This window comes from Colwellia sp. 1_MG-2023 (genome assembly GCF_030546755.1).
GTDB lineage: Bacteria > Pseudomonadota > Gammaproteobacteria > Enterobacterales > Alteromonadaceae > Thalassotalea_H.
On record NZ_JAUOPE010000006.1, the window covers coordinates 96,802 to 123,752 of the forward strand.

Below are 26,951 nucleotides of genomic sequence, written 5' to 3' on the forward strand. Positions count from 1 at the left end.
GTATTAATTATTCTATTAACGTCCCTTAGGTTTTCAATGAAACATATAGAAATAGATGAAGAACTTTACCAACATTTAGCTTCCAAGACACAATATATCGGGGAAAGCGCTTCTTCAATTATTCGTCGTTTACTCTCTTTACCCGCTGATTTATCTGAGCAAAAAGCCCAAACACCCAAAAATATTGAATCAGTATTGGTGCAAAATTCAACAGATAAAAGCACGCCGTTAACTCAAAATAAACAAGTGGCCAATGTATCTTGTACTGCTGAAAGTGTTTTTAATTATATAAACAAAGAAGAATTAGCCACTCAACGAGGTGTTGTAGGGCGATTTTTGTTGATTTTGTCGGCATTACATCGTGTTCATGGTGAACAGTTTTCTGCGGTGATTGAAATACGTGGTCGCGACAGATTATATTTTGCTCGCAGTGAAAGTGAGTTGGCTGAAAGTGGTAGTAGTACTAAACCGCGACAAATCCCAGAGAGTTCATATTGGGTGATGACCAACTCTAATACTACCCGTAAAAAAATGATGATCACCGAAGTTGCCAAAGCACTAGGTTACCAATCAGTCGAAATTGAGAAAATACGAGATCTACTTTAAACCTCTATACATTTATCATTAAAAGGAAATATTATGTCAATTCATCCGCGTGCAGGGCAAATTTCTCAAGCAGAAGACAGAGAAAATATTGCTCAATTAGTTACTTATTATTATATCAAGCAACCGGATGTATCTATAGAGGCTCAACGTGTCAGTTTTGGTACGTCTGGACATCGAGGTAATGCCAAAAATATTAGCTTTAATGAGTATCATATTATCGCGATTTGCCAAGCTGTTGCTGAATATAGAAATGAACAAGGCTACAAAGGCCCGTTGTTTTTAGGAAAAGATACCCATGCGTTATCTGAGCCGGCATTTGCTACTGCGCTGTCAGTCCTTATCGCAAATCACGTCCCTGTAGTTATTCAGTCAGATGAAGGTTTCACCCCAACGCCTGTTATTTCTCGTTTAATTATTGATCATAATAAAAACAATGCTGAACAAGCTGATGGCTTGATCATAACCCCATCTCATAACCCACCTTGTGATGGCGGAATTAAATATAATCCACCACATGGTGGTCCAGCGGAAGGTGAAATTACTCAATTAATAGAAAAATGTGCGAATGATATTATTGCCCGCGGTATGTTAGATGCAAAACAAGCGACTAATAAGCAAGTATTAAAATCAAACTTATTATCAAAACAAGATTTTATCGAATTTTACGCTGAGCAACTAAGTCAAGTTATTGATATGGAAGCAATCGCCAAAGCGGCAGTTCATATTGGTGCAGACCCATTAGGTGGTTCAGGAATTGATTATTGGTCGGTTATTGCCAATAAATATCAACTTAAATTAGATGTGGTAAACCCGGTTGTTGATGCGAGTTTCTCATTTATGCCGTTAGATAAAGATGGCAAAATTCGCATGGATTGTTCATCTCCTTATGCCATGTCGGGACTTATTTCATTAAAAGATAAATATGATGTAGCTGTTGCCAATGATCCTGACTTTGATCGTCATGGTATTGTGACAAAATCTGGCGGTTTAATGAATCCTAATCATTACCTTGCCGTTGCTATTCATTATTTAATGACTCATCGTCAATGGCCGCAAAGCTGTAAAATAGGCAAAACGTTAGTCTCAAGTTCATTAATTGACCGCGTTGCCAAGCTCATCGATAGGCCGCTATCAGAAGTACCTGTTGGTTTTAAATGGTTTGTTGATGGTTTGCATAGTTCTGAATACGCCTTTGGTGGTGAAGAAAGTGCAGGGGCCTCTTTTATTTCAAAAGATGGTAGCTGCTGGACAACAGATAAAGACGGTTTTGTTATGGCATTGTTAGCGGCTGAAATTTTAGCGGTAACGGGTAAAGATCCGTATCAATATTATCTTGAGCTGGCAAAAGAACTCGGTGAACCATGTTATGGGCGTATTGAGGCGGTTGCCTCCACTGAGCAAAAAAAGGTCTTAACGTCATTATCCGCTGAAAATATCACGAGTGATCAATTGGCAGGCGAAAAGATCCAACAAGTGTTATCTCATGCTCCTGGCAATAATGCGGCAATAGGCGGTATAAAAGTAACGACAGAAAATGGTTGGTTTGCTGCTCGTCCTTCTGGGACAGAAGAAATTTACAAAATTTATGCGGAAAGTTTTATTAGCCAAGAGCATTTAAACGAAATATTTATTGATGCCCAAGCTTTAGTTAACGAAGCGTTTACGCAAGCTGGTTTATAAGTTTATTGATCTAGATAGTACTTTATTGTTTTTGTGTCCAATTACGATGTTGCAATATCAGCAAACTGTGCAATAGTTACTGAGAGAAATTAAGACAGATAACAATGAATGGCTCCTAAAAGATATTTACATCGTCCAACAGTTTTAAAAGATTTATCGATCATTGCAGCGGTAAATCTTTTTTTATTTATTATTTATACGCAAGTGGATTTACTTGAAAAAATTTATTTTTATTCACGTGAATATGAAACTTATCAATTAGATGAAATTATTCCGTTAGGTATTAGTATTACGTTAAGTTTGCTCATTTTTTCCTATCGTAGAATTAAAGAATTAAGCTTGCTAGCCGGGACATTAGAAAAAATGTCGCTGGTTGATCCATTAACGGGTTTACCTAATCGTAGAGCAGGCCAAATTAGTTTGATTTCTTGGTGTGAATTGGCTCAAAAGAAAGATCAACCCTTTACGGTTTTTCAGGTTGATTTAGACAAATTTAAAAAAATTAATGATGGTTATGGTCAAGTTGTTGGTGATGCGGTGATTCAACATGTCGCTCAAAGATTAAATAATGTCATTCCTTATTCAGCACAAATATTCCGTTGGCTTGATGATAACTTTTTAGTAGTAGTTCCAGCTAAGGACATTATTAGCCCTAATGAGTTCGCGCTACAATTACAAGAATGCGTAAATGGCAAAATAATGCCCGCAACTTTGTCGTTAACTTGTAGTATTGCATATGCTATTTGGCAAAAAGCCGACTCTGTTGAACACTTATTACATAATATTGAAGATGCCTTAATCCAAGCTAAGCATAAAGGCGCTGGTAATATTCAAGCCGCATAATCTAATATTTTTATGTTATTGCCAGTACATAGCTGAGCGTACAATCAAGTGAATGTCTTGATGAAATGTTTTATCAAGTTGACAAAATGGGCGTTTATTTTCCTTACTATTTTTTGTTAATTCATACAATCATCGCTAAATTTACGTACAATATAGCCACGTATTAAGTATTTTAAGAAATATTTGTGGATAACATTCAACAGCAATTACAGAAAACGGGCGATTTTTTATCATTAACTCGTCAACACGAGTGGTCTCTCGCCGAGACATTTTCATTCACCGTTACGCACTCCCCGAGCCAAACTAAAAGTAAAGTAACCGTTTTAGACACAGGGTTAATCACCTTTGAACCTGTTGAGCGCGCCACAACCAAAGATATAATTTTATCAAGCGGTGTGCATGGTAATGAAACGGCGCCTATTGAAATATGTGCAACACTTGTTCAGCAGCTAATCTTAGGTGAACTTGAATTAGCTGAACGGGTGTTATTTATTTTTGGTAATCCAGCTGCGATGAATATTGCTGAACGTTTTGTTGAAGAAAATATGAATCGGTTATTTTCTGGTGGCCATTCTATTGATCAAGGCGCAGGAACGGGATTGATTAATAAAGAGCGTCATCGTGCCTTACTCCTTGAAAATACGGTGCGTGATTTTTATCTTGCTGGTACTGAATTTTCAACGTTAAGGCAGCGTTATCATTATGATCTACACACTGCTATTCGAGGTGCTAAATACGATAAATTTGCGGTCTATCCGCATACACATGGCAAAGCAAGAAAAACGGAACAATTACAGTTTTTAAAAGCCTGCGGTGTGAATACTATTTTACTGTCAAACTCGCCAACAACGACCTTTAGTTACTATTCAGCTCATCAATTTGACGCCGATGCTTTTACCGTAGAGCTAGGAAAAGTTAAACCTTTTGGTGAGAATGATATGAATCAGTTTTCTCAAGTACAAAGCACATTAGAAAAGTTTATCAGTGGCAAGCCTTTAAATTATTCTGCTTATGATGAAAACGATTTTAATATCTTTGTGATTTCTCAAATTATTAATCGCACAGCAGAAAATTTTCGTTTGAATTTCAGCGACAATGTTGAAAATTTCACTGATTTTCCGGTTGATTATGTTCTCGCTTATGATGGCGAAAATGAAATAAAAGTGAAACAACACGGCGAAGCAATCATTTTTCCTAATGCGCAAGTATCTGTCGGGCAACGCGCCTTACTAACGGTTGTCCCGACAAGCTTGACTTGATTTTACTCAAATGTGTAAACAAAAGTAGTCAATTTTTAGCTGGCAATTTTGTAATAAAATTACAAGGCTTGCCTTTCAGTTGACGTAAAGGTAAAGTGCGTGCGTTGTTACAACAACGTATTAAACTTATGGGCAAAGACCCAGACAATAATAATATCAAAAGACAGAATAAATAATTCTATTTGGTATCAATGCTTGGCAAGTAAAGTGATCCTATACTTGATTCAAGATGGTTATTCGTTCCCCCTTGCTCGCAAGGCTGATAATAAAGAGAATGCTATGAACTCTGAAGTTTATAAAGAAAGCCCGGTTGTCCATCAACCCGCTTTTATTGATGGTCACTCTGTAGAAATCCCTATCCTAAAAATTTTGCAACAAGATGGTAGTGTTTATCAAGGTGCAGAATTACCGAAAATTGACCAAGCATTAGCAACAAGAATATACAAAGCATTGGCTTTTCATCGCGTACTAGATGAGAGAATGGTGGGCGCTCAGCGTCAAGGTCGTATTAGTTTCTATATGGCGGCTTTAGGTGAAGAAGCGGCAAGTGTTGGCGGTGCTGCAGGTTTAGAAGATCAAGACATGATCATGGCGCAATACCGAGAGCAAGGTGCGCTAATGTATCGTGGCTTTTCACTTGAAGACTTCATGAACCAAATGTTCTCAAATGAAAAAGATTTAGGTAAAGGTCGTCAAATGCCCATTCATTACGGCAGCAACGCATTAAATTACATGACGATATCTTCTCCATTAGGTACACAAATTCCTCAAGCAGCCGGTTATGCTTACGGACAAAAACTGCAAGGTAAAGATGCGGTAACTATGTGTTACTTCGGCGAAGGAGCGGCATCTGAAGGTGATTTTCATGCCGGCTTAAATATGGCTGCGGTTCATCAAGCTCCAGTGATCTTTTTCTGTCGTAATAATGGTTACGCTATTTCTACACCTGCTGACGAGCAATTTGTTGGAAACGGTATCGCATCACGTGGTGTTGGTTACGGTATAAAAACTATTCGCATCGACGGTAACGACATTTTAGCGGTATTAAAAGCAACACAATTAGCCCGTGAATATGCATTAAAAGAAAATAAACCTGTCATTATTGAAGCTATGTCTTATCGCCTAGGTGCTCATTCAACGTCAGATGATCCTTCTGGATATCGTACTCGTGAAGAAGAGGCTAAGTGGCAAGCACATGATCCTATTTTAAGAATGAAAAACTGGATGTTAGCCAATGAATGGTGGGATGAAGCACAAGAAACAGCCTTATTTGAAAGCTTACGTGAAGATGTTTTAGCTGCCGTAAAAGTGGCAGAAAAAATAGATAAGCCGCCAGTAGAAGACTTAGTGACGGATGTTTACGATCAAGTACCTGAGCATCTTAACAAGCAATTAAATGAATTAAAGCAACATATTAAAAAGTATCCAGAGTCATACCCGTTTACTGCAGGGAGAATTAAGTAATGGCGCAAATGAATTTATTACAAGCGATTAATAATGCGTTAGACATTGCTATGGCAGAAAACGACAGTGCCTTGTGTTTTGGTGAAGATGTCGGGCATTTTGGTGGTGTTTTTCGTGCAACCAGTGGTTTACAAGAAAAGTATGGTAAAGCACGCTGTTTTAATACGCCATTAGTTGAGCAAGGTATTATAGGTTTTGCGAACGGTTTAGCCGCGCAAGGTAGTACACCAATTGCAGAGATCCAATTTGCGGATTATATTTTTCCTGCCTTCGATCAGATTGTCAATGAAGCCGCAAAGTTTCGCTACCGTAGTGGTAATGAGTTTGATGTTGGTAAGTTAACTATCCGTTCACCTTATGGTGGAGGTATTGCAGGTGGTTTGTATCATAGCCAATCACCAGAAGCCTATTTTGCTCATACACCGGGTTTAAAAATTGTTGTGCCACGTAATCCTTATCAAGCGAAAGGTTTGTTACTTGCTTCAATCCGTGATGATAATCCGGTGATATTTTTCGAACCTAAGCGTTTATATCGCGCATCTACAGGCGAAGTGCCAGAAGAAGATTATCAATTACCGCTAGGTAAAGCTGAAGTCGTTAAGCAAGGTAGTGACATCACATTACTTGCTTGGGGCGCACAAATGGAAATTATTGAAAAAGCCGCTGAAATGGCAGATAACGATGGCATTTCATGTGAAATTATCGACTTACGTTCAATTTTACCTTGGGACGTAGAAACCATTGCTGCCTCGGTAATGAAAACGGGACGTTTAGTGATTTCGCAAGAAGCGCCATTAACGGCTGGTTTTGCTAGTGAAATAGCTGCCACGATTCAAAGCGAGTGCTTTTTACACCTTGAATCGCCGATTGCACGAGTTTGCGGAATGGACACGCCTTATCCATTAGCATTAGAAAAAGAGTATGTTAGCGATCATTTAAAAACATACGAAGCCATTAAAAATAGCTTAAATTACTAGGATTATTAAACATGAGCATTGATTTTATATTGCCAGATATTGGTGAAGGTATCGTTGAATGTGAACTGGTTGAATGGCTAGTAAATGAAGGTGATACTATTGCTGAAGATCAACCTGTTGCTGATGTCATGACAGATAAAGCGTTAGTACAAATTCCAGCGATGCACTCTGGTGTTGTTGATAAATTATTTTATCAAAAAGGTGAAATTGCCAAGGTTCATCAGCCGTTATTTTCAATGACGCCAGATGATGCAACACAATCAGCAGCTAGCGATAATACGGCTACAGCTAGTGCATCAACAACAGAGCCAAGCGTTTCTGTTATCACCCCTCAAGAAAACTCGTCAGCGTTAATTGTTGAAGATTTTATTTTACCAGATATTGGTGAAGGTATTGTTGAATGTGAAGTGGTTGATTGGCTTGTTAATGAAGGTGATATTCTTGAAGAAGATCAACCTGTTGCGGATGTAATGACAGATAAAGCTTTAGTACAAATTCCTGCTATGTATGCCGGAAAAGTGGTGAAGTTACATTATGCGAAAGGTGAAATTGCTAAAGTACATCAGCCGTTATTCGCCATTGAAAGAGCGGGTTCAGCTTCAACCGTTGTTGCTCCAACCGAACAGAGCAATCAGCAAGCGATAGCGCCAAACGCAGTTAATAAAACGGTTGAAAAACAGCTTGAGGCTAAAACTCAAGCAATTCAAACGCATAAAATGATCAACGAAAAAGCCGTGGCAAGTCCTGCTGTTCGACGTGTTGCACGTGAATTGAATGTTAATATTCATCAAGTGCCAGGCAGCGGTAAAAAAGGGCGTGTTTATAAAGAAGATGTTGTTGCTTTTAACAGTCATGATGGACAAGTAAATCAAACGTCTATCTCGGATATTGCAACAACGCATCAAGCAACAGCAGGCGGCAAGCGTACTGAGCCTATTCGTGGTGTGAAAGCTGCAATGGCCAAAGCCATGGTCAATTCTGTATCAACCATTCCTCACTTTACCTATTGTGAAGAGATTGATATGACGAATTTAATTAAATTGCGCGGCGAACTTAAAGAAGTGTATGCCAAGCAAGATATTAAATTAACCATGATGCCATTTTTCATGAAAGCGATGTCATTAGCATTAAAGCAATTCCCAGTAGTTAACTCACAGCCTAATGAAGACTGTACTGAGCTAACGTACTTTGATGATCATAATATTGGCATGGCAGTTGATTCTAAAGTGGGTTTATTAGTACCAAACGTTAAACAAGTACAACATAAAACTATTATTGATTTAGCAAAAGATATTATGCAACTAACCGATGCCGCACGTTCTGGACGAGTTGCGAGTGAATTTTTGAAGGGTGGCACTATCACTATTTCAAATATTGGCGCTATTGGCGGCACTGTAGCAACGCCAATTATTAATAAACCTGAAGCTGCCATTGTTGCTTTAGGTAAGTTGCAAAAGTTACCTCGTTTTAATGACAAAGGCGAAGTTGAAGCGCGTTCAATTATGCAAGTGAGTTGGTCTGGTGATCACCGTATTATTGATGGTGGTACTATTGCTCGTTTCTGTAACTTATGGAAATCTTTCTTAGAAGAACCGAGTAATATGTTAGTGCATATGGCTTAATCAATGATTGATGAATTTAAAAACCTGCTTTTTAGCAGGTTTTTTATTTTCTTTGATTTACCTCTCGTTAAATCTCTGAGATCAGCTTAAGTATATTATGTGGTTAAAAGATATAAATCTTAATTTTTCAATGTGTTACAATAACTGAATGGACAATCTCCCCCTAACCATCATGGACGGAAAGTGAAAAAATTACATCAATACTTAGGCTTTTTTATGCTATTACCTTTCATTGCTTGGGCGGTAACTGGCGTATTTTTCTTCTTTAAACCCGGCTATAAAACGGCTTATCAACCGTTAGCAATAAAAACCTATCCGGTAAATCAGCATGTTTTACCTGCTAGTAATTTACCTGAAAAAAAAGAAGATTGGTTAGAGATCAGACAACTTAAGACTATTTTAGGTGAGCATCTTTTAGTGAAAACGACACAAGGTTGGCAACATATTTCACCAACTTCACTGAATGTAATTGCTCCACCTGATCAGCAAGCAATCAAAAAATTAGTTAATGATGCCATTGCAAGTAATAAAGCGAGATATGGTGAAATTAAGTCGGTAGATAACTTTTTAATTACGACGAGCACAGATGTTAGGATCACTCTAAATTGGCCAGGCATGACCTTACGACAACAAGGTGTAGATACCGATTTTATTAATACCATTTATAATATTCATTATTTGCGTTGGACTGGGATAAAAGCGCTTGATCAAGTGCTTGGTGTCGTTGGACTTTTCTTGATGGTGTTATTAGCGGGCTTAGGCGTGATGATGACAACTAAGCGTCAGAAAACCGTTTAATTATAGTTGTGGTCAGACCTCTTGTTGTGTAAAGTATTTTTACTGGTCAATTAAATAACAGCTGTTATGCATCAAGAATCTTTATACATTAATGATGGCGATCATCAATTACATCTTCGCCATATCGTTAAAAAAGAGCCGGGGATCCCTGTGCTTATGCTTCATGGCACCATGGAGAATGGTAAAATCTTTTATACTGAGTCAGGAAGAGGACTCGGTTGTTATCTCGCTGAACATGGCTTTGATGTTTATGTAGCTGATTTTAGAGGTAAAGGGTTTAGTAAACCATCACTTGAGATAGATGCTGAACACGGTCAATGGGAAATGATCAATCAAGATATTCCTCTTTTTATCGACTTTATTAAAGCGCGTTCTAAACAACCAATGCATATTATTTGTCATTCATGGGGCGGTGTTTTATTAAAAGCATTTTTAGCCAGAAACCCTGATAACGTTAAGGATATAGCTCGCTTAGTATTTTTTGGGTCGAAAAGAGTGATCCATCAAACGCATTTTGAAAAGAAGCTGAAAATCGATTGGTTTTGGCAATGGCTCGCACCAAAACTAGCCAAGCGGAAAAGATACATTGATTTAGTTAAATTAAAAGCTGGCTCTGATAACGAAAGTTATCTTTTTTTACTGCAAAGCATCCCATGGCTAAAAGAAAGGTTGTGGAAAGATACTCTTGATGATTTCAATTATAATGAGGCAAGTAAAGCGGTTAAGTGGCCAGCGTCATGGCATTTAACCGGGATAAACGATTCGTTATTAGGCCATCCTGAAGATGTTGGGCATTTTATTGCCGAGTCAAATCCACAGGCTAAATTCTCTGTTCTATCTGTTAATGCCGGTAACTTAGTGGATTATGATCATATAAATATATTAACGCATAAATTAGCGGTCAAAGATCATTTTCCTGCGATATTAACTTGGCTCAATAAATTTAACAGTGAGTAAATAATCGCAGTTTACTTTAACTAAAAAAGAGCCACAAATAGGGCTCTTTTTCATTTTACTGGCGTTATCAACATTGTTTAACCAACACAGTTTAACCAATATTCTGTATTCAATAAGTAGCTAACTTAACCATTCATGCTTTTCGGCTTTACTCGCTAATAACACTAACGCGACGGCAATTATCAATACCATGGTTGGCATAATGATACTTGCTACGCCATAAACCGCCATTGAGTCAATGACAACAAATGAATGTATGTTTTGCACAACAACACCTAATACTGAGGCAATTAATACGAGTTTGGCTATCGCTTTTTTCAGTACTAGTAATAAACTGCCTAATGCACCCGCAAAAACAGCGATAGCAAAAGCAGCGGTTGCCCACAAAGGAATATCTTTATATAAGGCTTGTTCTTGAGCTGGTAACTCACTGATCATTTCAGGGGTCATTGTTATATGACTGAAAAACGCCATTAAACCGAGTAAATTCCAAACAAACGCGATAATGGCGGTGATTGTAAACCATTTAGGGATTTCAATTTTATCTGACATGTGATTCCTTAATTTTATCTTTTTTGTTATCAGGGCGTGTTGATCTTTCGAGGTTAAATTTTGTTTAAAATAAAACCATTTATTCAAGGCGTGAGTTATGTAGCATGGTTGTTCCATGTAAATAATGAACAACGAATATAAAATGGCTTTAAATTAAACCCTTCGGGCAACGTTTGTTTGTCATTTCTACTGCATTATTGCTCATTAAGGTGGAATAACCACATATCATTCGCAATGCTTTGTATGAATACCAAACAAACTGTTGCAAAAATCATCGCGAAAGATTCACACGCCTTAATTAATCACTTGAGTGTAGACAAAAAAATGTCCAAATGGAATGATAATGGCTTGTTTTACCGTCGTATTTGATCACTTATTCATTCCATTTCAATTGATAGGCCAATAACAAACAACTAAGTTAATTGCTTTCTAATCAGTAACAGACTTATCAGAAAACCTAAACTAAATAAGCTATTTGAGCCGCCGTGGCCATGACTTTCACTGTGATATTCAACATAGTCAGGGTCGTAATTACTGCTTTCTAACGGTAATGCATACAACGCATTAGTATTGTCTGAGCTATAAGAGGCAACAATATCGCTATAACCCACTTCATATAAATCAATTAAAACGTCGTAATTATCCGAAATATAGCCTTGGTTTAAGGTGGTATACACTTCGTATTGATCATTTTCACTTTCACCATAAATTGTGAAAATATCGGTGGTGTAGTAATGAATCCAATCACCGCCGTTTTTACTTAAATATAATTCTGCATAAACGTTTGCTTGATCAATATGATAAGTATCAATCACATCGGCATCGAAAGTGACACTAAAGGTTTGATAAAAGCCATCTTCATCATAATCTTCAATCAATTGGCTAAAACCATCATATATATTAAAGCTTCTATACCAGTTATTAGCTGATGAAGTGTTGGCCTGAGCATTTCCAGCTGAATTATTACTTGCTAACTGTGCTGGTCTGGTTTGTTTAAATACTTGCTGTTGTTTTAGGCTTAATATTTGCTCGCGCGTTTTACCTTGAAAACTATTTTTTAAGGTACTTTCTACGGTTTTTAATTGCTCAATGGCTTGAGTTTGTTGCCATGTTTGCTTAACACTTCCGACTGAAGTTGTCTGATGATTAGTTGCTGATTCACTTGCAACGGTTGATGTTGAAAATATGGCCAATAGTGCTGCTGTGGTTAATGTCTTGTTCATAATAATGTCCTTGATATTTTTATCGTTAAGCGCATTAAACCTTAGTTAATCTGAATGTTAGCTGAACAAATAAATCGTTGAAGAAAAATTATTAACGATGAATAAAATAAAACTAAGTCGTTTTGCTGATGAATTTATACAATAGTTCGACACAGTGTTCAGGATAGATTCAGTTTGAATCTTTACAATATCAGGCAGTAACAAAGTATAATTTTATGGAATTGGTGGTGGTTTACTTTTACACTGAGCCTAGTTTTAAATTAACTCAGTATTGGTAGGTGAAATGAGCTTTATGTCTAAGGTTTCTAAATTGTTGATGATGATCGTCTTAAGTAGCTTTGTTAGTACTTGGTCTGTCTCTGCGATGCCTGTTTACCATGGTGAATATGTGCAAGGCGCAGCTTTTCAAGGTGCTAAAAGTTCATTAGCCGTTAATAGTTCTCAACAAGCTGCTCGTATCGTGAAATCTCAATTTGGCGGTAAAATATTGAAAGTGCAACGAACGAAAGTAAATGGCAATAGTGGATATAGAGTCAAAGTATTAAAAAATAATGGCCATGTCATTACAGTTACAGTAGATGCTGTTTCGGGTCGAATTTCAGGAAGATAAAGAATGCGTGTATTATTAGTTGAAGATGATCTTGATTTACAACAACAATTAAAAAGCCAATTAGAAACAGCAAAATATAGTGTTGATGTTGCTGATGATGGCGAAATTGGTTTATTTCAAGGACAAGAATATAACTATGATGCAGCAATTATTGACTTAGGCTTACCAAAGCTAGATGGCAAAACATTAATTAAGTCATTAAGAAGCCAAGGGATCAGTTTTCCAATTTTAGTTTTAACAGCGCGTGACCGTTGGCAAGACAAGGTAGATGGTCTTGATGCTGGAGCAGATGATTACCTAACCAAACCTTTTCATCAAGAAGAATTACTCGCTCGCTTAAATGCTTTGATCAGACGTAGTGTTGGTCAATCAAGCCCTATTATTACCAATGGACCTTTTGTTTTAGATACTGCAAGTATGTTGGTTAAAGTAGACGATTGTGAGGTCAGTTTAAGTAGTTATGAATATAAAGTATTCGAATATTTGATGCACCATCAAGGACAGGTAAAGTCGAAAACTCAAATAACAGAACATATTTACGACCAAGACTTTGATCTAGACTCCAATGTAATAGAAGTATTTATCAGACGTTTACGCAAAAAGCTTGATCCACAAAGCCAATATCAATTTATTGAAACATTGCGTGGCCAAGGCTATAAACTTCGTCAATTTCCGTCTGAATAACAGCAATGATCATCCATTTTTTTCATCGTTATTTTAATTCACTAAAATCTCGAATTATTGTTAGTGCATTAGTCATGGTCATGGTGATTTTACCCATTGTAGCCTTTTTTATTTCAAGCGCTTACCAAAAACACATGAACGCAAGTGTTGAAAATGAACTTGTTGCTTATTCTTATTCGATATTAGCGGTAGCTGAGCTTGAAGATGGTTTATTGCTGATGCCTGAAGCGTTAGCTGAAAATCAGTTTAATACAAGTGAGTCAGGCTTATACGCGTTAATGACCTCAAAAGGTAATATTCCAAGAACCTTGTGGCGTTCCTCCTCGTTACTTGCCATGGTGATACCTTATGAGTTGCAATCTCCTAAAGTGGGTGAAAGCCAATTTTATGCGCTCCCAGTCGATGATATTAATCACTTTGTTTATAGTTTTTCGGTAAGTTTTTCCGATAGTCTAAATCAAGAAGATAGCCTGCAAAACATGACCTTGCATATTATTAAACAACAGGCTGATTATCAGATGTTGATGACCGAATTTCGCCAACAGCTCTGGTTAGGATTGTTTGTGCTAATGGCGGTGTTATTACTGTTGCAATTTATCTGGTTGAACTGGAGTTTAAAACCACTCGCCATGTTGAAAAAAGAAATTTTAGGTATAGAACAAGGTAAAGAAAGCTTACTGAAAGAAAAATATCCGCAAGAATTAAAACAAGTTACCGAACAATTAAATACTCTGTTAATCACAGAGCAAAACCAACGAAAACGTTACCGAAATGCTTTGTCTGATCTCGCACATAGTTTAAAAACACCTTTAGCTGTGCTGCAAGGTCAGTTAGCTGCAAAAGATATAAATCCAGCTGAAAAGCAAAGTCAACTTGATGAAATCAATGCCATGATCGAACATCAATTAAAGCGTGCGCAAAGTGCAGGGCAGTCATCTTGGCATTTAGGGGTTAAAATTTCCCCGAGTGTTGATAAATTATTAAATAGTTTGCAGAAAATATATCAAGATAAACAATTGCTTATTAATAAACAGATGCAAGCTGATTTGATATTCAAAGGAGATGAAGCTGACTTTTTAGAAATTATCGGTAACCTAATGGACAATGCTTGTAAGGCCGCTAAACAGCAAGTGCTATTGACGATCACTAAACAAGATTCGTCGTTAATCATTACCGTAGAAGATGATGGTTGCGGAATTGCCGACGATAAAATTGATAGTATTTTACAGCGTGGCACCCGAGCGGATACTTATGCGCAAGGTCATGGGATAGGGCTCGCGATTGTGCGTGATCTGGTAGAAAGTTATCAAGGAACATTAGTGATAGCTAGTTCATTTGAGTTAACCGGTGCAAAGTTTACTGTGATGTTTCCCGCTTAGTGTTCAACTTTTTCTGATACGATAGTTTTAGCTTTTGTATTGGTTTTTGTGAGTTAGTTTTATACATTCGTTTTATACTTCAATATTAATATTGATTTTTGAAAATTAACATTCGTTCAGTCTTCATTCAGTTTACTGCCGGTAAACTGATAATCATAGCTCACAGAGAGGTGAAAACTATGATTAGCTTAATTAACTCAATCAATCGTAAAGACATAAATCAACTATCTCGAACAAGACATTTTTCGTCGAGTATGCTTTCTTCAGCACTGATGATTTCTGCTTTAGTGTTATCTACAGGAGTAATGACATCAACAGCTGTTATTGCAAATGAAAACAAGCAACAAAGCCAATCTGAGGCAGTTCAGTTTAGCCAAGCGCAACTAGAACAATTATTAGCGCCAATAGCCTTATATCCGGATACTTTATTGACCCATATTTTAATTGCGGCCACTTATCCGATAGAAGTAATAGACGCAGATCGATTCATTAAAGACAATGATAATGAAGCCGAGCAAAAACTAATAACAAAAGCAGCCGATAAAGATTGGGATCCAAGTGTTAAAGCGCTAGTTGCTTTTCCGCGGATCCTAGAAAACCTAAGTAATGATCTTGCTTGGATGCGAAAACTAGGCGATGCTTTTTTACAAGATGAAGCAAAAGTTTTAGCAAGTATTCAAACTTTAAGACACCAAGCTGATGAAGCGGGCAATTTAACGCAAATGGATAATGTGGAGATTGTTCGAGAAAAACGCACTATCATTATTGAACCGGCTGAGCCTGAAGTCATTTATGTGCCTTATTATGATACTCGTGTGGTGTACGGTAATTGGCGCTGGTCACATTATCCGCCTGTGTATTGGCACCGTCCTGTGCATTATGCGTATTATCACGGACCTTTTTATTGGCAGCCTTCCGTTCATATAGGTTTTGATTTCTTCTTCAGTGCCTTTCATTGGAGTAATCATCATGTGGTGAGACACCATCATAAAAAGCGCTATCATCATTCTAATAGACGCATAGCGACGAGTCATCATGCTAAACGTTGGAGTCATGAACCTCAACATCGTCGTGGCGTGGCGTATCGCAGTAAAAAAGTGAAACATCGTTATAGCAGTAATAGACCAAGTGTTGAACATGAACGTGTGATCCGTCATAAACACAATAAAGTCGTGGTGAACACGACTTATAAAAAAGCAAAACCTGCTAAACATCACAGTATTAAAAGGGTATCGCCTAAACACGCCACTAAAAAGCACCAGCAAGTTGCTCAACGTTTAAAGGACAAGCAAACGGTTAAACCACAACATAAAACATCTCGTAATGTTTCAAAAAGAGAGCAGCATGTTGTCAATAAACAGCGTGTAGTTAATAAACACCATGTAGTTAACCGTCAGGCAAAAGTGGTTAACAAAAAAACATGGCATCAACCGGCAAAAGTTAAGCCGGTGGAAAGAAACACTAAAAACGAGCTAGCGAAAAAACAATATAAAACCAGCCAGCCTGTTTATAAAACACAGAGCAAGAAGTTAGAAAGAGTAAGTAAACCAAAAGCCTATAAAGCAAGGGAAAGTCACTCAAGTAACAAGTCGTCTCGAGTGGCAAAAAACAGTTCAACAAGAACCAAGTCGACTGCTAATCGAAGTCGCCAACAACATCACTAAACTTGTTCAGCTGAAAAGTAAAAATACCGCAGTAACTCAGTTATTGCGGTATTTTACATAGTATTTTATACATAATAAGAAAAGGTATTTCGAATTAAAGTAAGGTTAATTTATCTTAGGATTAATATATTTTTCCGGTTTTTTTTACTTGGCTAACATCAACGCGGCTTGGCGTAATATCACCATCCACCAATCCTTGAGTTGCTATAGATAAGCTTTCAATCACTTGATGCATTGAAGATAAATCTAAACTGGCTAAATCATCTGATACGTGATGGTAATGTTTGTCTTTATCTAACTGTGTGCTGCTAAAACTATGCGCAGGTACGCCTAAACGGGCAAGCGTGGCGTTATCTGAACGATAAAATAAGTTTTGTTCTGGATAAGGGTCTTGATGAACTTTAGCGCCCTTGGATATTAAGCTTTCATTGAGTAAAGCACCCAAATTAGAACGTTCCATCCCTGTCATCCACATTTTTCCTGGGCCAAATTTAGAAGGTTTGCCTATCATTTCAATATTTATCATCGCCACAACATTATCAGGATTTAATTGTTGTGAAAAATAACGAGAGCCAAAGCCACCAATTTCTTCAGCGGTAAACGCACTAAACATGAGTGAACGCGCATTATCGCCTTTTTTAGCATAATATTGCGCAAGGTTTATCACAGCTGTTGTGCCAGAAGCATCATCATCAGCGCCGTTATAAATCACATCTGCTTCTTCGTTACCTGCACGTCCAGGAGCAACACCTAAATGATCATAATGTCCTGAGAATAGAACAATTTCTTTCGGTTTTTTTGCACCGGGTAACACACCCACTACATTCGTCAGTTTTTGTTTAGTAATATTTGTAGTAGCAGATACGTCTACTGAGACTAAATTAGTTTCATCTGTTAATACCATGACAATGGCACCTTGATGCTCAAGCTGTAATTTATTAAGCCCTCGAGCAAAGTAACCTCGATAGCCGGCAAATAACTTCGCATGTGCCGTATTAATTAATACAAGATGTTTGCCGCCTGTTTGATTAAGTGAGCCAATAACTGCACGCATATTGTCTTCTTTGCCAATGACATGAGTAGAAAAATCTTTTTGTGTTGTCCAATTGAACTGCTCAAGGGTGCTAGCTATGGCTATGTTGTTATCTTCTATTGCTTGACCATTGATAGTTGCGCTAAGGCTTTTAGGCGCAATATTTATTATGTTGAACGATTGTAAAAAAGATTTTTCACCCTTCATCGGCACTAAACCAATTTCTTGAAAACGCTGACTTATATAATTGGCGGCTTTATCAATGTCTTTGGTAAAACTCGCGCGACCGTTGAGTTCATCACTTGCTAAAAAAGTAATATCTTTGGTCATTGATTCAAGTGAAATATTATTGGCAAAGGCATGAACCGAGGTGCAAAAGGGAATGCCTAAAGTTAAAGCCATCGTAACGACTCTTTTTGCCATGGTATTCTTTTTTGTTTTTATCATGATTATTTTATCAGTAAGGGAAGTTGTTAATACTATTGAAGATTTAATATCACTTTGCAATAACTAAACGTGAAGATATAGGAAGGGTTAAAGTTCAGACTGTAAAGTTTCTTTTTCAATCAATAAACTTTCATCACCAATGGTTAGCCATAATTGACCATCTTGAATACTGGCTTGAATTTCCATCGTGCGATTTAACAAAGTTGCTAAATTTTTCACTGTTTCATCATTAAAACGTGCCACCGTTAAGTTTTTATATTGGGCAAGTTTACTTTGGTTTTGCTGCCACCACACATTAAAAGGCGAAGTATAGCCATATAAAATAGTATGTTGCGCTTTGTTACAGGCTTTTTTGATACGTTTTTCATCTGGCTGGCCCAGTTCAATCCATAACTCTATTTCTTCAGAATAATTGATTTGCCAAAGGGCGGCTTCATCTTCATCACTTAATCCTTTACCAAATGTTAAGTGTTCATGCGCATTTAAAATATAAGCTAAAAATCGCGTTATTAAACGTAAGTCGGTTTCGGAAGGGTGTTGAGCGACAGTTAAGTTTAATGTGTCGTAATAATCTCTATCCATGTCGGATAGATGGATGGTTGCTTTATAAATAGTTGATTTTAACGCCATAACGATTGGTAATAATAAGCTAAATAGTTAGTAACTTTTATTATACGCCTGAATTCAATGCTTTATATAGCCTTTTTATGCTGAAGTCACAAATTCATGAAAGTTCATTGAATAAGTTTTTTATTCATCGATATATAATCTGTGAAATATTGCTGATTTAATGGTCATTTTTTCACCTTTGTCTACACTGTTTTAGTGAATATCTTTTTCGTAAAAAAGGATGAAGGGCATCGCTTCCTTCGTTCAGTCAGCAAGGATGTTAAGATGAAACGTATTATTATTTGTGCCGATGGTACTTGGAATCGTCCTGAACAATTAGGCAAAGATCAATATCCAACCAGTGTGCTAACATTTGCTCGCCATGTATTACCGCAAGATGATGCCGGTACTAAACAAGTGGTTTTTTATGATTGGGGCATAGGCTCATATCATGATCAATTGTCTGGTGGTGCCTTTGGTGCCGGTTTAGAGAAAAATGTAATGGATGGTTACCGTTTTTTAGTACACAACTATGATATTGGCGATGAAATATATTTATTTGGTTTTAGTCGCGGCGCATATACCATTCGAAGCCTTTGCGGTTTGCTTAATAATTGTAGTGTATTAAAAAGCGCTGAAGGGCGATTAGTTGAAAAAGCCTTTGATATTTATAAAACGAAAAAACATACACCCAAAAGTCAATTTGCCAACGATTGGCGAGCCGAACATTGTGTTGCTAACCAAGTGAAAATTCATTTTGTTGGCGTATGGGATACAGTAGGGGCGTTGGGCTTGCCTTTTAGTATTTTCGGGCTGATAAAAGATAAACACCTTTTCTACGATAGAAAATTAGGTAGTAATCTGAAAACCGTCCGTCACGCTTTGTCATTAGATGAAACACGTGATGACTTTGAAGCAACCATTTGGCAACCAAGAGATGAGGTTGATTTAGCACAAGTATGGTTTGCTGGTGTTCATGCTGACATAGGCGGGAGTTATAAACCTGATAGTGATGGTAAAGTCTTGTCAGATATTCCTATGCAATGGTTATTAACTGAAGCAGAAAATAGTGGTTTGGCTTTTGATAATCAGCTTAAACAACGAGCACTAAGAGCACATCATTGTGCTAATGCCAGTCAACATAATGAATATAAAGGTAAATATAAATTATTGGGTAAACGTCTCAGAGAAATACCGGCTCAAACCGACATTCCAACCTATGTACACTCGAGTGTACAAACGCGTTATTTATCGAATTATAAAAGCCAACCAATTGAAAACTATATTAAGAAATATGGCCAATGGCCTCCTATTTGGTGATAACCAGTAAACTATATAAGATTTATAAGCTTTCTATCACTAGCTGATTTCTTCCGTTTTCTTTAGCTTGGTAAAGTAACTTATCTGCTTGCGCTAAAACATCAGCTGGAGTTATAGCTTGATTGTTTTCAACAATAACGGCACCAATACTAATTGTGAGAAATTCTGAAGCTAAAGAGTATTCATGTTTTATTGCTTTTTCTGCTAATGCTTTCATAACATTGTTTATAATTAATTGAGTGCCTTCAATACTGCTATCAGGCAATATGATCAAGAATTCTTCGCCGCCATATCGTGCGAAAAAATCACGAGGGCGATGTAATACTTCTCTAAAACTTGTTGCTACTTTTTTTAGGGCAGCATCACCAGCACCGTGACCATAATTATCGTTATAATGTTTAAAATAATCGACATCGATGAGAGCAACCGCTAATTTTTTATTGTCACGTTTATTGGCGGCAAGTTCATCGGCAAGGACAATATCCATTCTACGACGATTTGAGATACCGGTTAATGCGTCTAAGTGAGCAACTTCATTGAGCATTTTTCGTTGTTTTATTAATTCTAAATGCATCATTACACGTGCTATGACTATATTGGCTTTAAATGGCTTATAAATATAATCACAGCCGCCTAGATCAAAACCTCGTTCTTCGTCATCACTATTGGCTAATCCAGTGACAAAGATCACTGAAATATTCATGGTTTTTTTATCGCCTTTTATTTCTTCGATTACTTCAAAGCCAGAGCGATCTGGCATAATCACATCAAGTAACATTAAATCAGGTAGATGTTTACGCGCTAGTTCAACGGCCTGTGCCCCGTTTTTAGCAAAAATAATAGTCGCTTCATCTTGAAGTAACTCTTTGAGTATTTTTCTGTTGGCTTTTTCATCGTCAACAATTAATACTTTTTGGGCTAGGTTTCCCATGATTTGCTTATTTTCCATTTGCTTTAATTAGCGTTTATTGAATAATTCACTTTTACCATGAAGTAGGTTACAGCTCGTTTAGTAATAATTCGACATTTTTTTTAGCATCCCCGTATTCAATATCTTCAATAGAGTCTGCTATTTTTCGAGCAATCGTTTGATATTTAGAGTTATTAGTCAATGTTATTAATCTTGGTAATAAATCTTCCACCTCAGCATTTTCTTGTTTGAGAAGTCTATTTATCGAAATAAGTAATGATTTTAGCTGAGTCGTAAAATATTCCACATTGTTAATCTCTAGCGCTGTATCATCAGTAGTCGTGTCTTTATTGATTACCGAATTAATAGCCATTAAAACATTATTTAATTCAATACACGTTGAAGCTACCAATAAGTCAGCTGATTCAGGTTTGGTTTTTAACTGTGCTTCTAAATCGGTTGCTCGTTTTGTTAATGTCACGGCACCAATATAATTTGCGTTTGATTTTAAAGAATGTGAGATTCTAAAGGCTTCGTCATAACATTTATTTTGATAGATCTCTCTTAAACCATCAACAGTATCTGCATAATTATGACTAAAATCCTGGACTAACTTTTTGTAAATATGAGTACGTCCACCCATTGCTTGAATCGCTTTTTCTACATCTAAAATCGTTAACGTTGAAAGTTCGGTTAAAAAGCTATCTTCATTATCGTTTGGCTGAGTTAAACTAGGACTAGTTGTCAAAGTTTCTATTGGTTTTATCTCTGCTTTCGTTGTGACTTTCTTCGCTTGAGTTTTACTATCCCCATCTTTTGGTAACCATTTTGATAATAAAACAAATAGTGCATTTGGATCTATTGGCTTAGTGAAATAATCATTCATGCCAACATCAAGGCATTTTTGTAACTCTTCTTGCATGGCATGTGCTGTCATCGCAATTATGGGTAAGTCGGCAAACTCTATTTGACTACGAATTTCTAGTGTAGCCGTTATGCCATCCATTACGGGCATTTGTAAATCCATCAAAACGATGTCGTATGTTTTTTCTGCTAATTTTTCTAGGGCTATTTTGCCGTTTTCTGCAACGTCAATATTTGCATGAGTTTCTTCTAAAAATCCTAAAACTACTTGTTGATTTAGCTCATTATCTTCTACGAGTAAAATATCCGCATGTGATAAATCTAATAAACCTTTTTGCAGACTTTGATAGTGCATATTATTGCTATCAAGTTTTAAAGCTTCCATCATGGCATCTAATAAAATAGAAGCATCGACAGGTTTCTCTAAATAACCATCAATTCCAGCCGTTTGAGAAAGCGATATCGCATCACTTTTATCAAATGCTGTCACCATAAGTACAGCCGGTAAGTTTTGCTGTTGTATGTTTTCGTTAATAGCATGCGCAAGTTCAATACCATCCATATTTGGCATACGCCAATCTGTTATTACTAAGTCAAAAGGTTGTTCTGCTAACATGGCTTTATCTATTAGCGTTAACGCAGACATTGCATTATCCGCGGTGGTAATTTTACAACCAAATTGCTCGAGTAAATCAACAATAACACTTAAACAAAGTGGGTTGTCGTCCACAACTAGCACGTTAATCCCTTCAATCATTACGCTGTTAGCTTTTATTAATTCACTTTGTGCTACTTCTTCAAAACCAACACTAAAACCAAAGGTACTGCCTTTGTCTAATTCACTTTGAACCCAAATATCACCATTCATTAACTCGGTTAATTGCTTACAAATTGACAGTCCTAAACCTGTACCTCCAAATTTACGTGTGATGGTGCTATCCGCTTGATTGAAAGATTGAAATAGATGCTCAATAGAGTCTTCACTTAAACCAATCCCAGTGTCAGAAACATTAAATTCTATTTGGTTGGTATTTTTTTCACTTAGTTTTACTTCAATTAATACATGACCTTGATTGGTAAATTTAACGGCATTTGTCACTAAATTTACTAAAATTTGTTGTAATCGTACTGGATCTGATTTTATTTGTTTCGGTACATTTGGGGCTGTTTTAACAATCAGTTCTAAGCCTTTACTATGGGCTTTTAATGCGCAAATATTGGCGGTTTTTTTCAATAAACCTTCGATATTCATGATCACAGATTCAATGGTCATTTTACCCGCTTCAATTTTAGAGAAATCTAAAATATCATTGATCAGCCCTAATAAAGCTTGCGAAGCATCTTGAGTTTTTTGCACTAAATCTGTTTGATGGCTGTCGAGTTTTGTTTTTAACGTTAGGTGGCTTAAACCTATAATGGCGTTCATTGGAGTACGAATTTCATGGCTCATTTTTGCTAAAAATTCACTTTTCGCTTGTGTTGCTTTTTCAAGCTCTGAAGTACGATTAGCTACTTGAAATTCTAAGTTTCGATTGATATCGAGTAAGGTTAAATGATTTTCTACACGTGATAATAGTTCATGTTTCGAAATGGGTTTACTTAAATAGTCATTACCACCAACGGCAAAACTTTCAACTAAGTCAATCACTTGGTTTTTGGCGGTTAAAAATATAACCGGGAGTTCATTTACTGAAAACGACTTTCGTATAAACTTACATACTTCGTAACCTGACATTTGTGGCATCATGACATCAAGTAAAATTAGATCGAAAGGTCTAGCTTTAATTAAATTACCTTCATGATTAATTTGAGCATTAGCTTTTTCAATCATTGCTAGTGCTTGGCTGCCGCTAGAAGCTTCAGAAAGTTGATAACCTAAAAGGTTTAAATGATTGAGTAATACTTGTCGGTTAATAGGGTCGTCATCAACCACTAAAATATGAAATTTTTGATGTTCAATCGTGAGTTCTTTGTTTTGGTGTAGTTCTTGTTCACTGACACTGATGTATTCAATTTCGCTATCTAAATGCTGTAAGCGATTCAATTTTTGTTGATTTGCTAATTTTGCTACATTGGTAACATCGGTAATTTGATCAGCATTAATCGGTAAAGTGAAAGTGAAACAACTGCCTTTATTTTCGGTAGAAGTAACTGAAATTGAACCGCCATGTAATTCAACGAGTTGCTTTGTTACCGCTAAACCTAATCCAGTACCACTTTGTTGGCGTTGACTATGGCCTTGTAGTTGTTCGAATGAATTGAATATTGCTGATAACTTATTTTCGGCAATACCTATGCCGGTATCGGTTACCGAAATTTTTATATGCTTATCACTTAAAGCGGCATCAACGGTAACTTCACCTTGTTCGGTAAATTTAATGGCGTTACCAATAAGGTTATAGAGAATTTGCTCTAATCGATTTTCATCAGCGTTAACTAAGGGCAGGGTGTTAATCACATTATTTTTTAAGGTGATGGGCTTGTCCCCAATCAAGGGGGTTGAAACTGTTAGTACTACATCCGTTAAACTATGTAGTTCTACACCGCTGGTATGTAACTTAAGATTTTGATTTTTCATTTTAGAGAAATCAAGAATATCATTGACTAGATGCGATAGTCTTTTTCCGCTTGCTACCACCATAGCTAAGTTTTTGTTAGCATTTTCAGGTAATTGGCCTGCAACCCCATCAATTAATGACTCTGCTAAACCTATAATGCCATTAAGCGGTGTACGAAGTTCATGGGAAGTATTCGCTAAAAATTCATCTTTTAATTTATCGGCACGGGTTAAACGAATATTGATGGCTTGTTCTTTTAATCGTTGGTAGTTTTGGCGGTACAAAATATAACCAATTAAACCGACAAATAAACAAAGGTATATCGTATAAGCCCACCAAGTTTGCCAAAGTGGGGGTAACACATGCACTTTTAATGACTTACCTTGTTCATTCCAATAACCGTCACCGTTACTGGCCTTAACCCGCAAAGTATAATGCCCTGCAGGCAAATTGGTATAAGTAGCTCGACGATTTTTAGCGTCGGTGTAAATCCAATCATCGTCAAAACCTTGCAACATATAAGCATATTGATTGTTCATCGGTTCAGAAAAATGCAGAGCAGAAAATTCAAAGGAAATCAGTTTTTCGTTATACGTTAAGGTTAATTCTTCTAGTTCATTAATCACAGAATCTATCGTGAAGGTGTCTTTATCTGCACTTTCTCGAGTTAATACGACATGTTCATTATGAACACGAAAATCAGTTAATACGACTTTGGGAGGAGTTAGATCATCAACTATATTTTCAGGATAAAAATGGTTATAACCGTTTGTTCCACCGAAAAACAATTCTCCAGATTGATTTTTAAATGCGGATAGAGAAGCAAATTCTTTTGACTGAACACCATCACTTTCATCGTAGTTTTTAAATGTTTCATTAATTGGATCGAACTTTGATAAACCATTATTAGTACTTAGCCATAAAAAACCTTGGTTATCTTCTAATATGGTGTATATAACGTCATTGGGTAAGCCATCTTTTTCTGTGTAATTAGTAAATTGATTGGTTTTGGGGTTAAGTTTATTTAAACCAGAAAAAGTACCTATCCAGAGTATTCCGTTTTTGTCTTCATAAATAGAGGCAATAAAATTACTAGAAATAGAATTTCTATTGTTTTCATCGTGTTTATAATGAGTAAATTGATTGGTATTGAGGTTAAATTTATTTAAACCATTATTTTGAGTACCTATCCATAAACTCCCTGTTTTATCTAAATGTAATGCCCAAATATTATTGCCAGAAAGTGAGTTTTTATTTGATGGGTTATGTTTGTAGTGTTCAAAAGTTTGTTCTTGAATATTAAAGCGGTTTAAACCTCCTCCCCATGTGCCTACCCATAAAGTGTTATCATCTTGTTGAACAATATCTAATACAGCAGGGTGACTGATACTCTTTTTGTTATTATTTTGATGGTTAAAATGGGTAAAAGTATTAGTTTTATTATCAAATAGCGCTAATCCAGCATTAACTGTTCCGATCCAAACACCATTGTTTTCGTCATAAACGAGTTTAGCAAGACTGTCAGAACTGATACTTTTCGGGTTGTGTGGTTGATGTCTGAAGTGAGTGTATTTGCCATTTGATTTGTTGTATTGGTTTAAACCCGCATCATAGGTACTCAGTAAAAGTTTGTCATCAGGTAGTAAAGCAAACCCCATTACCGTATTGCTGCTTAATGTGTTTTCGCTACCTTTTACTTGATTGATATGATTAAATTGTTCATTATTTAATTCATATTTATCCAACCCATATATAAAATTTCCAATCCAAATGTTGCTCGATTTATCAGCAATAATGGTTGTTATTTGATTATGGCCTATGCTATTTGGGTTAGCATCATTTGCTTGAATTAATTGCACATCATTTGTAATAAAACTATATCTAATAATACCTTTAGTTTGTGTACCTACCCACAACTCATCATTATGAAATAGAAAACTATTAATCTGTTTATTGTTAAATAATTGAGAAAATTCACTGTTTGTTTTAATTAAACTCTGCTGGATATCGTATAAAATTACTCCGTTTTTTGTTCCTATCCATAATTCACTTTTATGAACTGCAAGCGTTGTAATATTATTATTGTTGATTACAGGGGTGAGCTTTTGAGTGTTAACATTAAGCTTTAAAAGTCCGTTCTTTTTTGTTGCTATCCATAAATTATTTTGATCATCAATTTGTAATGCTTGTATCGTTGAATCTGGTAATAAATGTGTAAAGTTACTGCCATCAAAGCGGTTTAGACCTTTTTCTGTGCCAATCCAAATAGTATCTGTAGGGTCTAATACCATACTGTTGATCACATTATTACTTAAACTATTTATGTTAGTAGGGATATGAGTGAAGGTCGTAAAATCATTATTTTTTTTATTGAAACGGTTTAGTCCCGATATCGTTCCAACCCAAATATTATTGTTTTTATCTTCGATCAAAGAGTTAATGTTGCTACTTGAAAGCGAATTTGTATTTTCTAAATCACTTTTATAAACAGTAAAATTATAGCCGTCAAACCGATTTAAACCGTCACCGGTTCCTACCCATAAATATCCCTGTTTATCTAAGAGTAGTGTCTGCACTGACGCTTGAGAGAGTCCTTCCTCTCTATCGTAATGATCTACATAAAAATCTTTTGCGAATAGAGGCTTTACAAATATATTTAGACAGAGAATGACTAATAGTATTAATTTTAGGTGCATTGAACTGCCTTTCGATTTTTATTTAATTAGGAAGATAGTTATATAAGGGGTAGCTTAAAGTTAATCTAATATTTCGACAAGCTATAATTTAATCTACATAGAATTAAGAAACACTTGACATTATTTTAACATAAAAACTATGCTGTATCGGTTCGCTAAATACAGTTGTTTTTAATTAACTTATTTAAAGCAACAA

Annotated in this window: 20 protein-coding genes; 14 read left to right on the forward strand and 6 right to left on the reverse strand. The window is 36.3% G+C overall.

Translation table 11 applies throughout. The features are described 5' to 3' along the window. Positions 1-36: 36 nt before the first annotated feature. The 9 genes from seqA to Q4493_RS08970 all read left to right on the forward strand — a co-directional run bounded on the left by seqA (position 37) and on the right by Q4493_RS08970 (position 10,206). Positions 37-606 carry a replication initiation negative regulator SeqA gene (seqA, locus tag Q4493_RS08930; protein ID WP_303451709.1) on the forward strand — a complete coding sequence of 190 codons (570 nt, stop codon included), beginning with the start codon at positions 37-39 and terminating at the stop codon, positions 604-606. Positions 607-639: 33 nt separating this feature from the next. Beyond that, positions 640-2,286 (forward strand): phosphoglucomutase (alpha-D-glucose-1,6-bisphosphate-dependent), encoded by a 1,647-nt coding sequence (gene pgm / locus Q4493_RS08935; RefSeq protein WP_303451711.1) that lies wholly within the window; start codon positions 640-642, stop codon positions 2,284-2,286. Between the two features lie 108 nt (positions 2,287-2,394). Next, the gene (locus Q4493_RS08940) at positions 2,395-3,129 is read left to right on the forward strand and encodes a GGDEF domain-containing protein (protein WP_303451713.1); all 735 of its coding nucleotides are present in this window, start codon (positions 2,395-2,397) and stop codon (positions 3,127-3,129) included. A 185-nt stretch (positions 3,130-3,314) separates the two neighbouring features. Next, entirely contained in the window at positions 3,315-4,388 is a 1,074-nt protein-coding gene (gene astE, locus Q4493_RS08945) for a succinylglutamate desuccinylase (protein WP_303451715.1), read from the forward strand. Positions 4,389-4,667: 279 nt separating this feature from the next. Further along, positions 4,668-5,852, forward strand: a complete 1,185-nt coding sequence (locus tag Q4493_RS08950; RefSeq protein WP_303451717.1) for a thiamine pyrophosphate-dependent dehydrogenase E1 component subunit alpha — start codon at positions 4,668-4,670, stop codon at positions 5,850-5,852. Then, a complete protein-coding gene (locus Q4493_RS08955; protein WP_303451719.1) occupies positions 5,852-6,829 on the forward strand; it encodes an alpha-ketoacid dehydrogenase subunit beta in 978 nt (325 codons plus the stop codon). Before Q4493_RS08950 ends, Q4493_RS08955 begins: the two co-directional genes overlap by 1 nt. Before the next feature lie 11 nt (positions 6,830-6,840). Further along, positions 6,841-8,451, forward strand: a complete 1,611-nt coding sequence (locus Q4493_RS08960) for a dihydrolipoyllysine-residue acetyltransferase (protein WP_303451721.1) — start codon at positions 6,841-6,843, stop codon at positions 8,449-8,451. 183 nt (positions 8,452-8,634) lie between these two features. Beyond that, the gene (locus Q4493_RS08965) at positions 8,635-9,249 is read left to right on the forward strand and encodes a PepSY domain-containing protein (protein WP_303451724.1); all 615 of its coding nucleotides are present in this window, start codon (positions 8,635-8,637) and stop codon (positions 9,247-9,249) included. Between the two features lie 66 nt (positions 9,250-9,315). Continuing rightward, on the forward strand, positions 9,316-10,206 hold the full coding sequence (locus Q4493_RS08970; RefSeq protein ID WP_303451725.1) for an alpha/beta fold hydrolase: 891 nt from the start codon (positions 9,316-9,318) through the stop codon (positions 10,204-10,206). Between the two features lie 120 nt (positions 10,207-10,326). Here Q4493_RS08970 and Q4493_RS08975 read toward each other — a convergent pair whose 3' ends face one another. Both Q4493_RS08975 and Q4493_RS08980 read right to left on the reverse strand, forming a co-directional pair. Then, the gene (locus tag Q4493_RS08975; protein ID WP_303451727.1) at positions 10,327-10,758 is read right to left on the reverse strand and encodes a hypothetical protein; all 432 of its coding nucleotides are present in this window, start codon (positions 10,756-10,758) and stop codon (positions 10,327-10,329) included. Between the two features lie 413 nt (positions 10,759-11,171). Then, a complete protein-coding gene (locus tag Q4493_RS08980) occupies positions 11,172-11,981 on the reverse strand; it encodes a choice-of-anchor H family protein (RefSeq protein ID WP_303451729.1) in 810 nt (269 codons plus the stop codon). 292 nt (positions 11,982-12,273) lie between these two features. On the opposite strand from Q4493_RS08980, the gene Q4493_RS08985 reads away from it, so the two are divergent. From Q4493_RS08985 to Q4493_RS09000, 4 genes are all read left to right on the forward strand, one after another. Then, on the forward strand, positions 12,274-12,591 hold the full coding sequence (locus Q4493_RS08985; protein WP_303451731.1) for a PepSY domain-containing protein: 318 nt from the start codon (positions 12,274-12,276) through the stop codon (positions 12,589-12,591). Between the two features lie 3 nt (positions 12,592-12,594). Further along, positions 12,595-13,275, forward strand: coding sequence for a response regulator transcription factor (locus Q4493_RS08990; protein WP_303451733.1), 681 nt, complete (start codon positions 12,595-12,597; stop codon positions 13,273-13,275). Between the two features lie 5 nt (positions 13,276-13,280). After that, positions 13,281-14,654: an ATP-binding protein gene (locus tag Q4493_RS08995; RefSeq protein ID WP_303451735.1), complete on the forward strand. Its 1,374-nt coding sequence runs from the start codon at positions 13,281-13,283 to the stop codon at positions 14,652-14,654. Between the two features lie 179 nt (positions 14,655-14,833). Continuing rightward, positions 14,834-16,318: a DUF3300 domain-containing protein gene (locus tag Q4493_RS09000; RefSeq protein WP_303451737.1), complete on the forward strand. Its 1,485-nt coding sequence runs from the start codon at positions 14,834-14,836 to the stop codon at positions 16,316-16,318. Positions 16,319-16,439: 121 nt separating this feature from the next. On the opposite strand, the gene Q4493_RS09005 is transcribed toward Q4493_RS09000, so the two are convergent. Next, positions 16,440-17,774: a M20/M25/M40 family metallo-hydrolase gene (locus Q4493_RS09005; RefSeq protein WP_303451739.1), complete on the reverse strand. Its 1,335-nt coding sequence runs from the start codon at positions 17,772-17,774 to the stop codon at positions 16,440-16,442. Positions 17,775-17,885: 111 nt separating this feature from the next. Then, a complete protein-coding gene (locus Q4493_RS09010; protein WP_303451741.1) occupies positions 17,886-18,428 on the reverse strand; it encodes a YaeQ family protein in 543 nt (180 codons plus the stop codon). A gap of 264 nt (positions 18,429-18,692) precedes the next feature. Between Q4493_RS09010 and Q4493_RS09015 the strand changes: the two genes are divergently transcribed. Continuing rightward, on the forward strand, positions 18,693-19,727 hold the full coding sequence (locus tag Q4493_RS09015) for a DUF2235 domain-containing protein (protein ID WP_303451742.1): 1,035 nt from the start codon (positions 18,693-18,695) through the stop codon (positions 19,725-19,727). Positions 19,728-19,749: 22 nt separating this feature from the next. Here the strand turns inward: Q4493_RS09015 and Q4493_RS09020 are convergent, their stop codons facing one another. Both Q4493_RS09020 and Q4493_RS09025 read right to left on the reverse strand, forming a co-directional pair. After that, a complete protein-coding gene (locus Q4493_RS09020) occupies positions 19,750-20,676 on the reverse strand; it encodes a diguanylate cyclase (RefSeq protein ID WP_303451744.1) in 927 nt (308 codons plus the stop codon). 49 nt (positions 20,677-20,725) lie between these two features. Continuing rightward, entirely contained in the window at positions 20,726-26,755 is a 6,030-nt protein-coding gene (locus tag Q4493_RS09025; RefSeq protein ID WP_303451746.1) for a response regulator, read from the reverse strand. Positions 26,756-26,951 lie beyond the last annotated feature (196 nt).

Bases quoted from the DNA above. Each gene is read 5' to 3' on its own strand.
- seqA (WP_303451709.1), top strand. From the start codon at position 37: ATGAAACATATAGAAATAGATGAAGAACTTTACCAACATTTAGCTTCC.
- pgm (WP_303451711.1), top strand. From the start codon at position 640: ATGTCAATTCATCCGCGTGCAGGGCAAATTTCTCAAGCAGAAGACAGA.
- Q4493_RS08940 (WP_303451713.1), top strand. From the start codon at position 2,395: ATGGCTCCTAAAAGATATTTACATCGTCCAACAGTTTTAAAAGATTTA.
- Q4493_RS08950 (WP_303451717.1), top strand. From the start codon at position 4,668: ATGAACTCTGAAGTTTATAAAGAAAGCCCGGTTGTCCATCAACCCGCT.
- Q4493_RS08955 (WP_303451719.1), top strand. From the start codon at position 5,852: ATGGCGCAAATGAATTTATTACAAGCGATTAATAATGCGTTAGACATT.
- Q4493_RS08960 (WP_303451721.1), top strand. From the start codon at position 6,841: ATGAGCATTGATTTTATATTGCCAGATATTGGTGAAGGTATCGTTGAA.
- Q4493_RS08970 (WP_303451725.1), top strand. From the start codon at position 9,316: ATGCATCAAGAATCTTTATACATTAATGATGGCGATCATCAATTACAT.
- Q4493_RS08975 (WP_303451727.1), bottom strand. From the start codon at position 10,758: ATGTCAGATAAAATTGAAATCCCTAAATGGTTTACAATCACCGCCATT.
- Q4493_RS08980 (WP_303451729.1), bottom strand. From the start codon at position 11,981: ATGAACAAGACATTAACCACAGCAGCACTATTGGCCATATTTTCAACA.
- Q4493_RS08985 (WP_303451731.1), top strand. From the start codon at position 12,274: ATGTCTAAGGTTTCTAAATTGTTGATGATGATCGTCTTAAGTAGCTTT.
- Q4493_RS08990 (WP_303451733.1), top strand. From the start codon at position 12,595: ATGCGTGTATTATTAGTTGAAGATGATCTTGATTTACAACAACAATTA.
- Q4493_RS08995 (WP_303451735.1), top strand. From the start codon at position 13,281: ATGATCATCCATTTTTTTCATCGTTATTTTAATTCACTAAAATCTCGA.
- Q4493_RS09000 (WP_303451737.1), top strand. From the start codon at position 14,834: ATGATTAGCTTAATTAACTCAATCAATCGTAAAGACATAAATCAACTA.
- Q4493_RS09005 (WP_303451739.1), bottom strand. From the start codon at position 17,774: ATGGCAAAAAGAGTCGTTACGATGGCTTTAACTTTAGGCATTCCCTTT.
- Q4493_RS09010 (WP_303451741.1), bottom strand. From the start codon at position 18,428: ATGGCGTTAAAATCAACTATTTATAAAGCAACCATCCATCTATCCGAC.
- Q4493_RS09015 (WP_303451742.1), top strand. From the start codon at position 18,693: ATGAAACGTATTATTATTTGTGCCGATGGTACTTGGAATCGTCCTGAA.
- Q4493_RS09020 (WP_303451744.1), bottom strand. From the start codon at position 20,676: ATGGAAAATAAGCAAATCATGGGAAACCTAGCCCAAAAAGTATTAATT.
- Q4493_RS09025 (WP_303451746.1), bottom strand. From the start codon at position 26,755: ATGCACCTAAAATTAATACTATTAGTCATTCTCTGTCTAAATATATTT.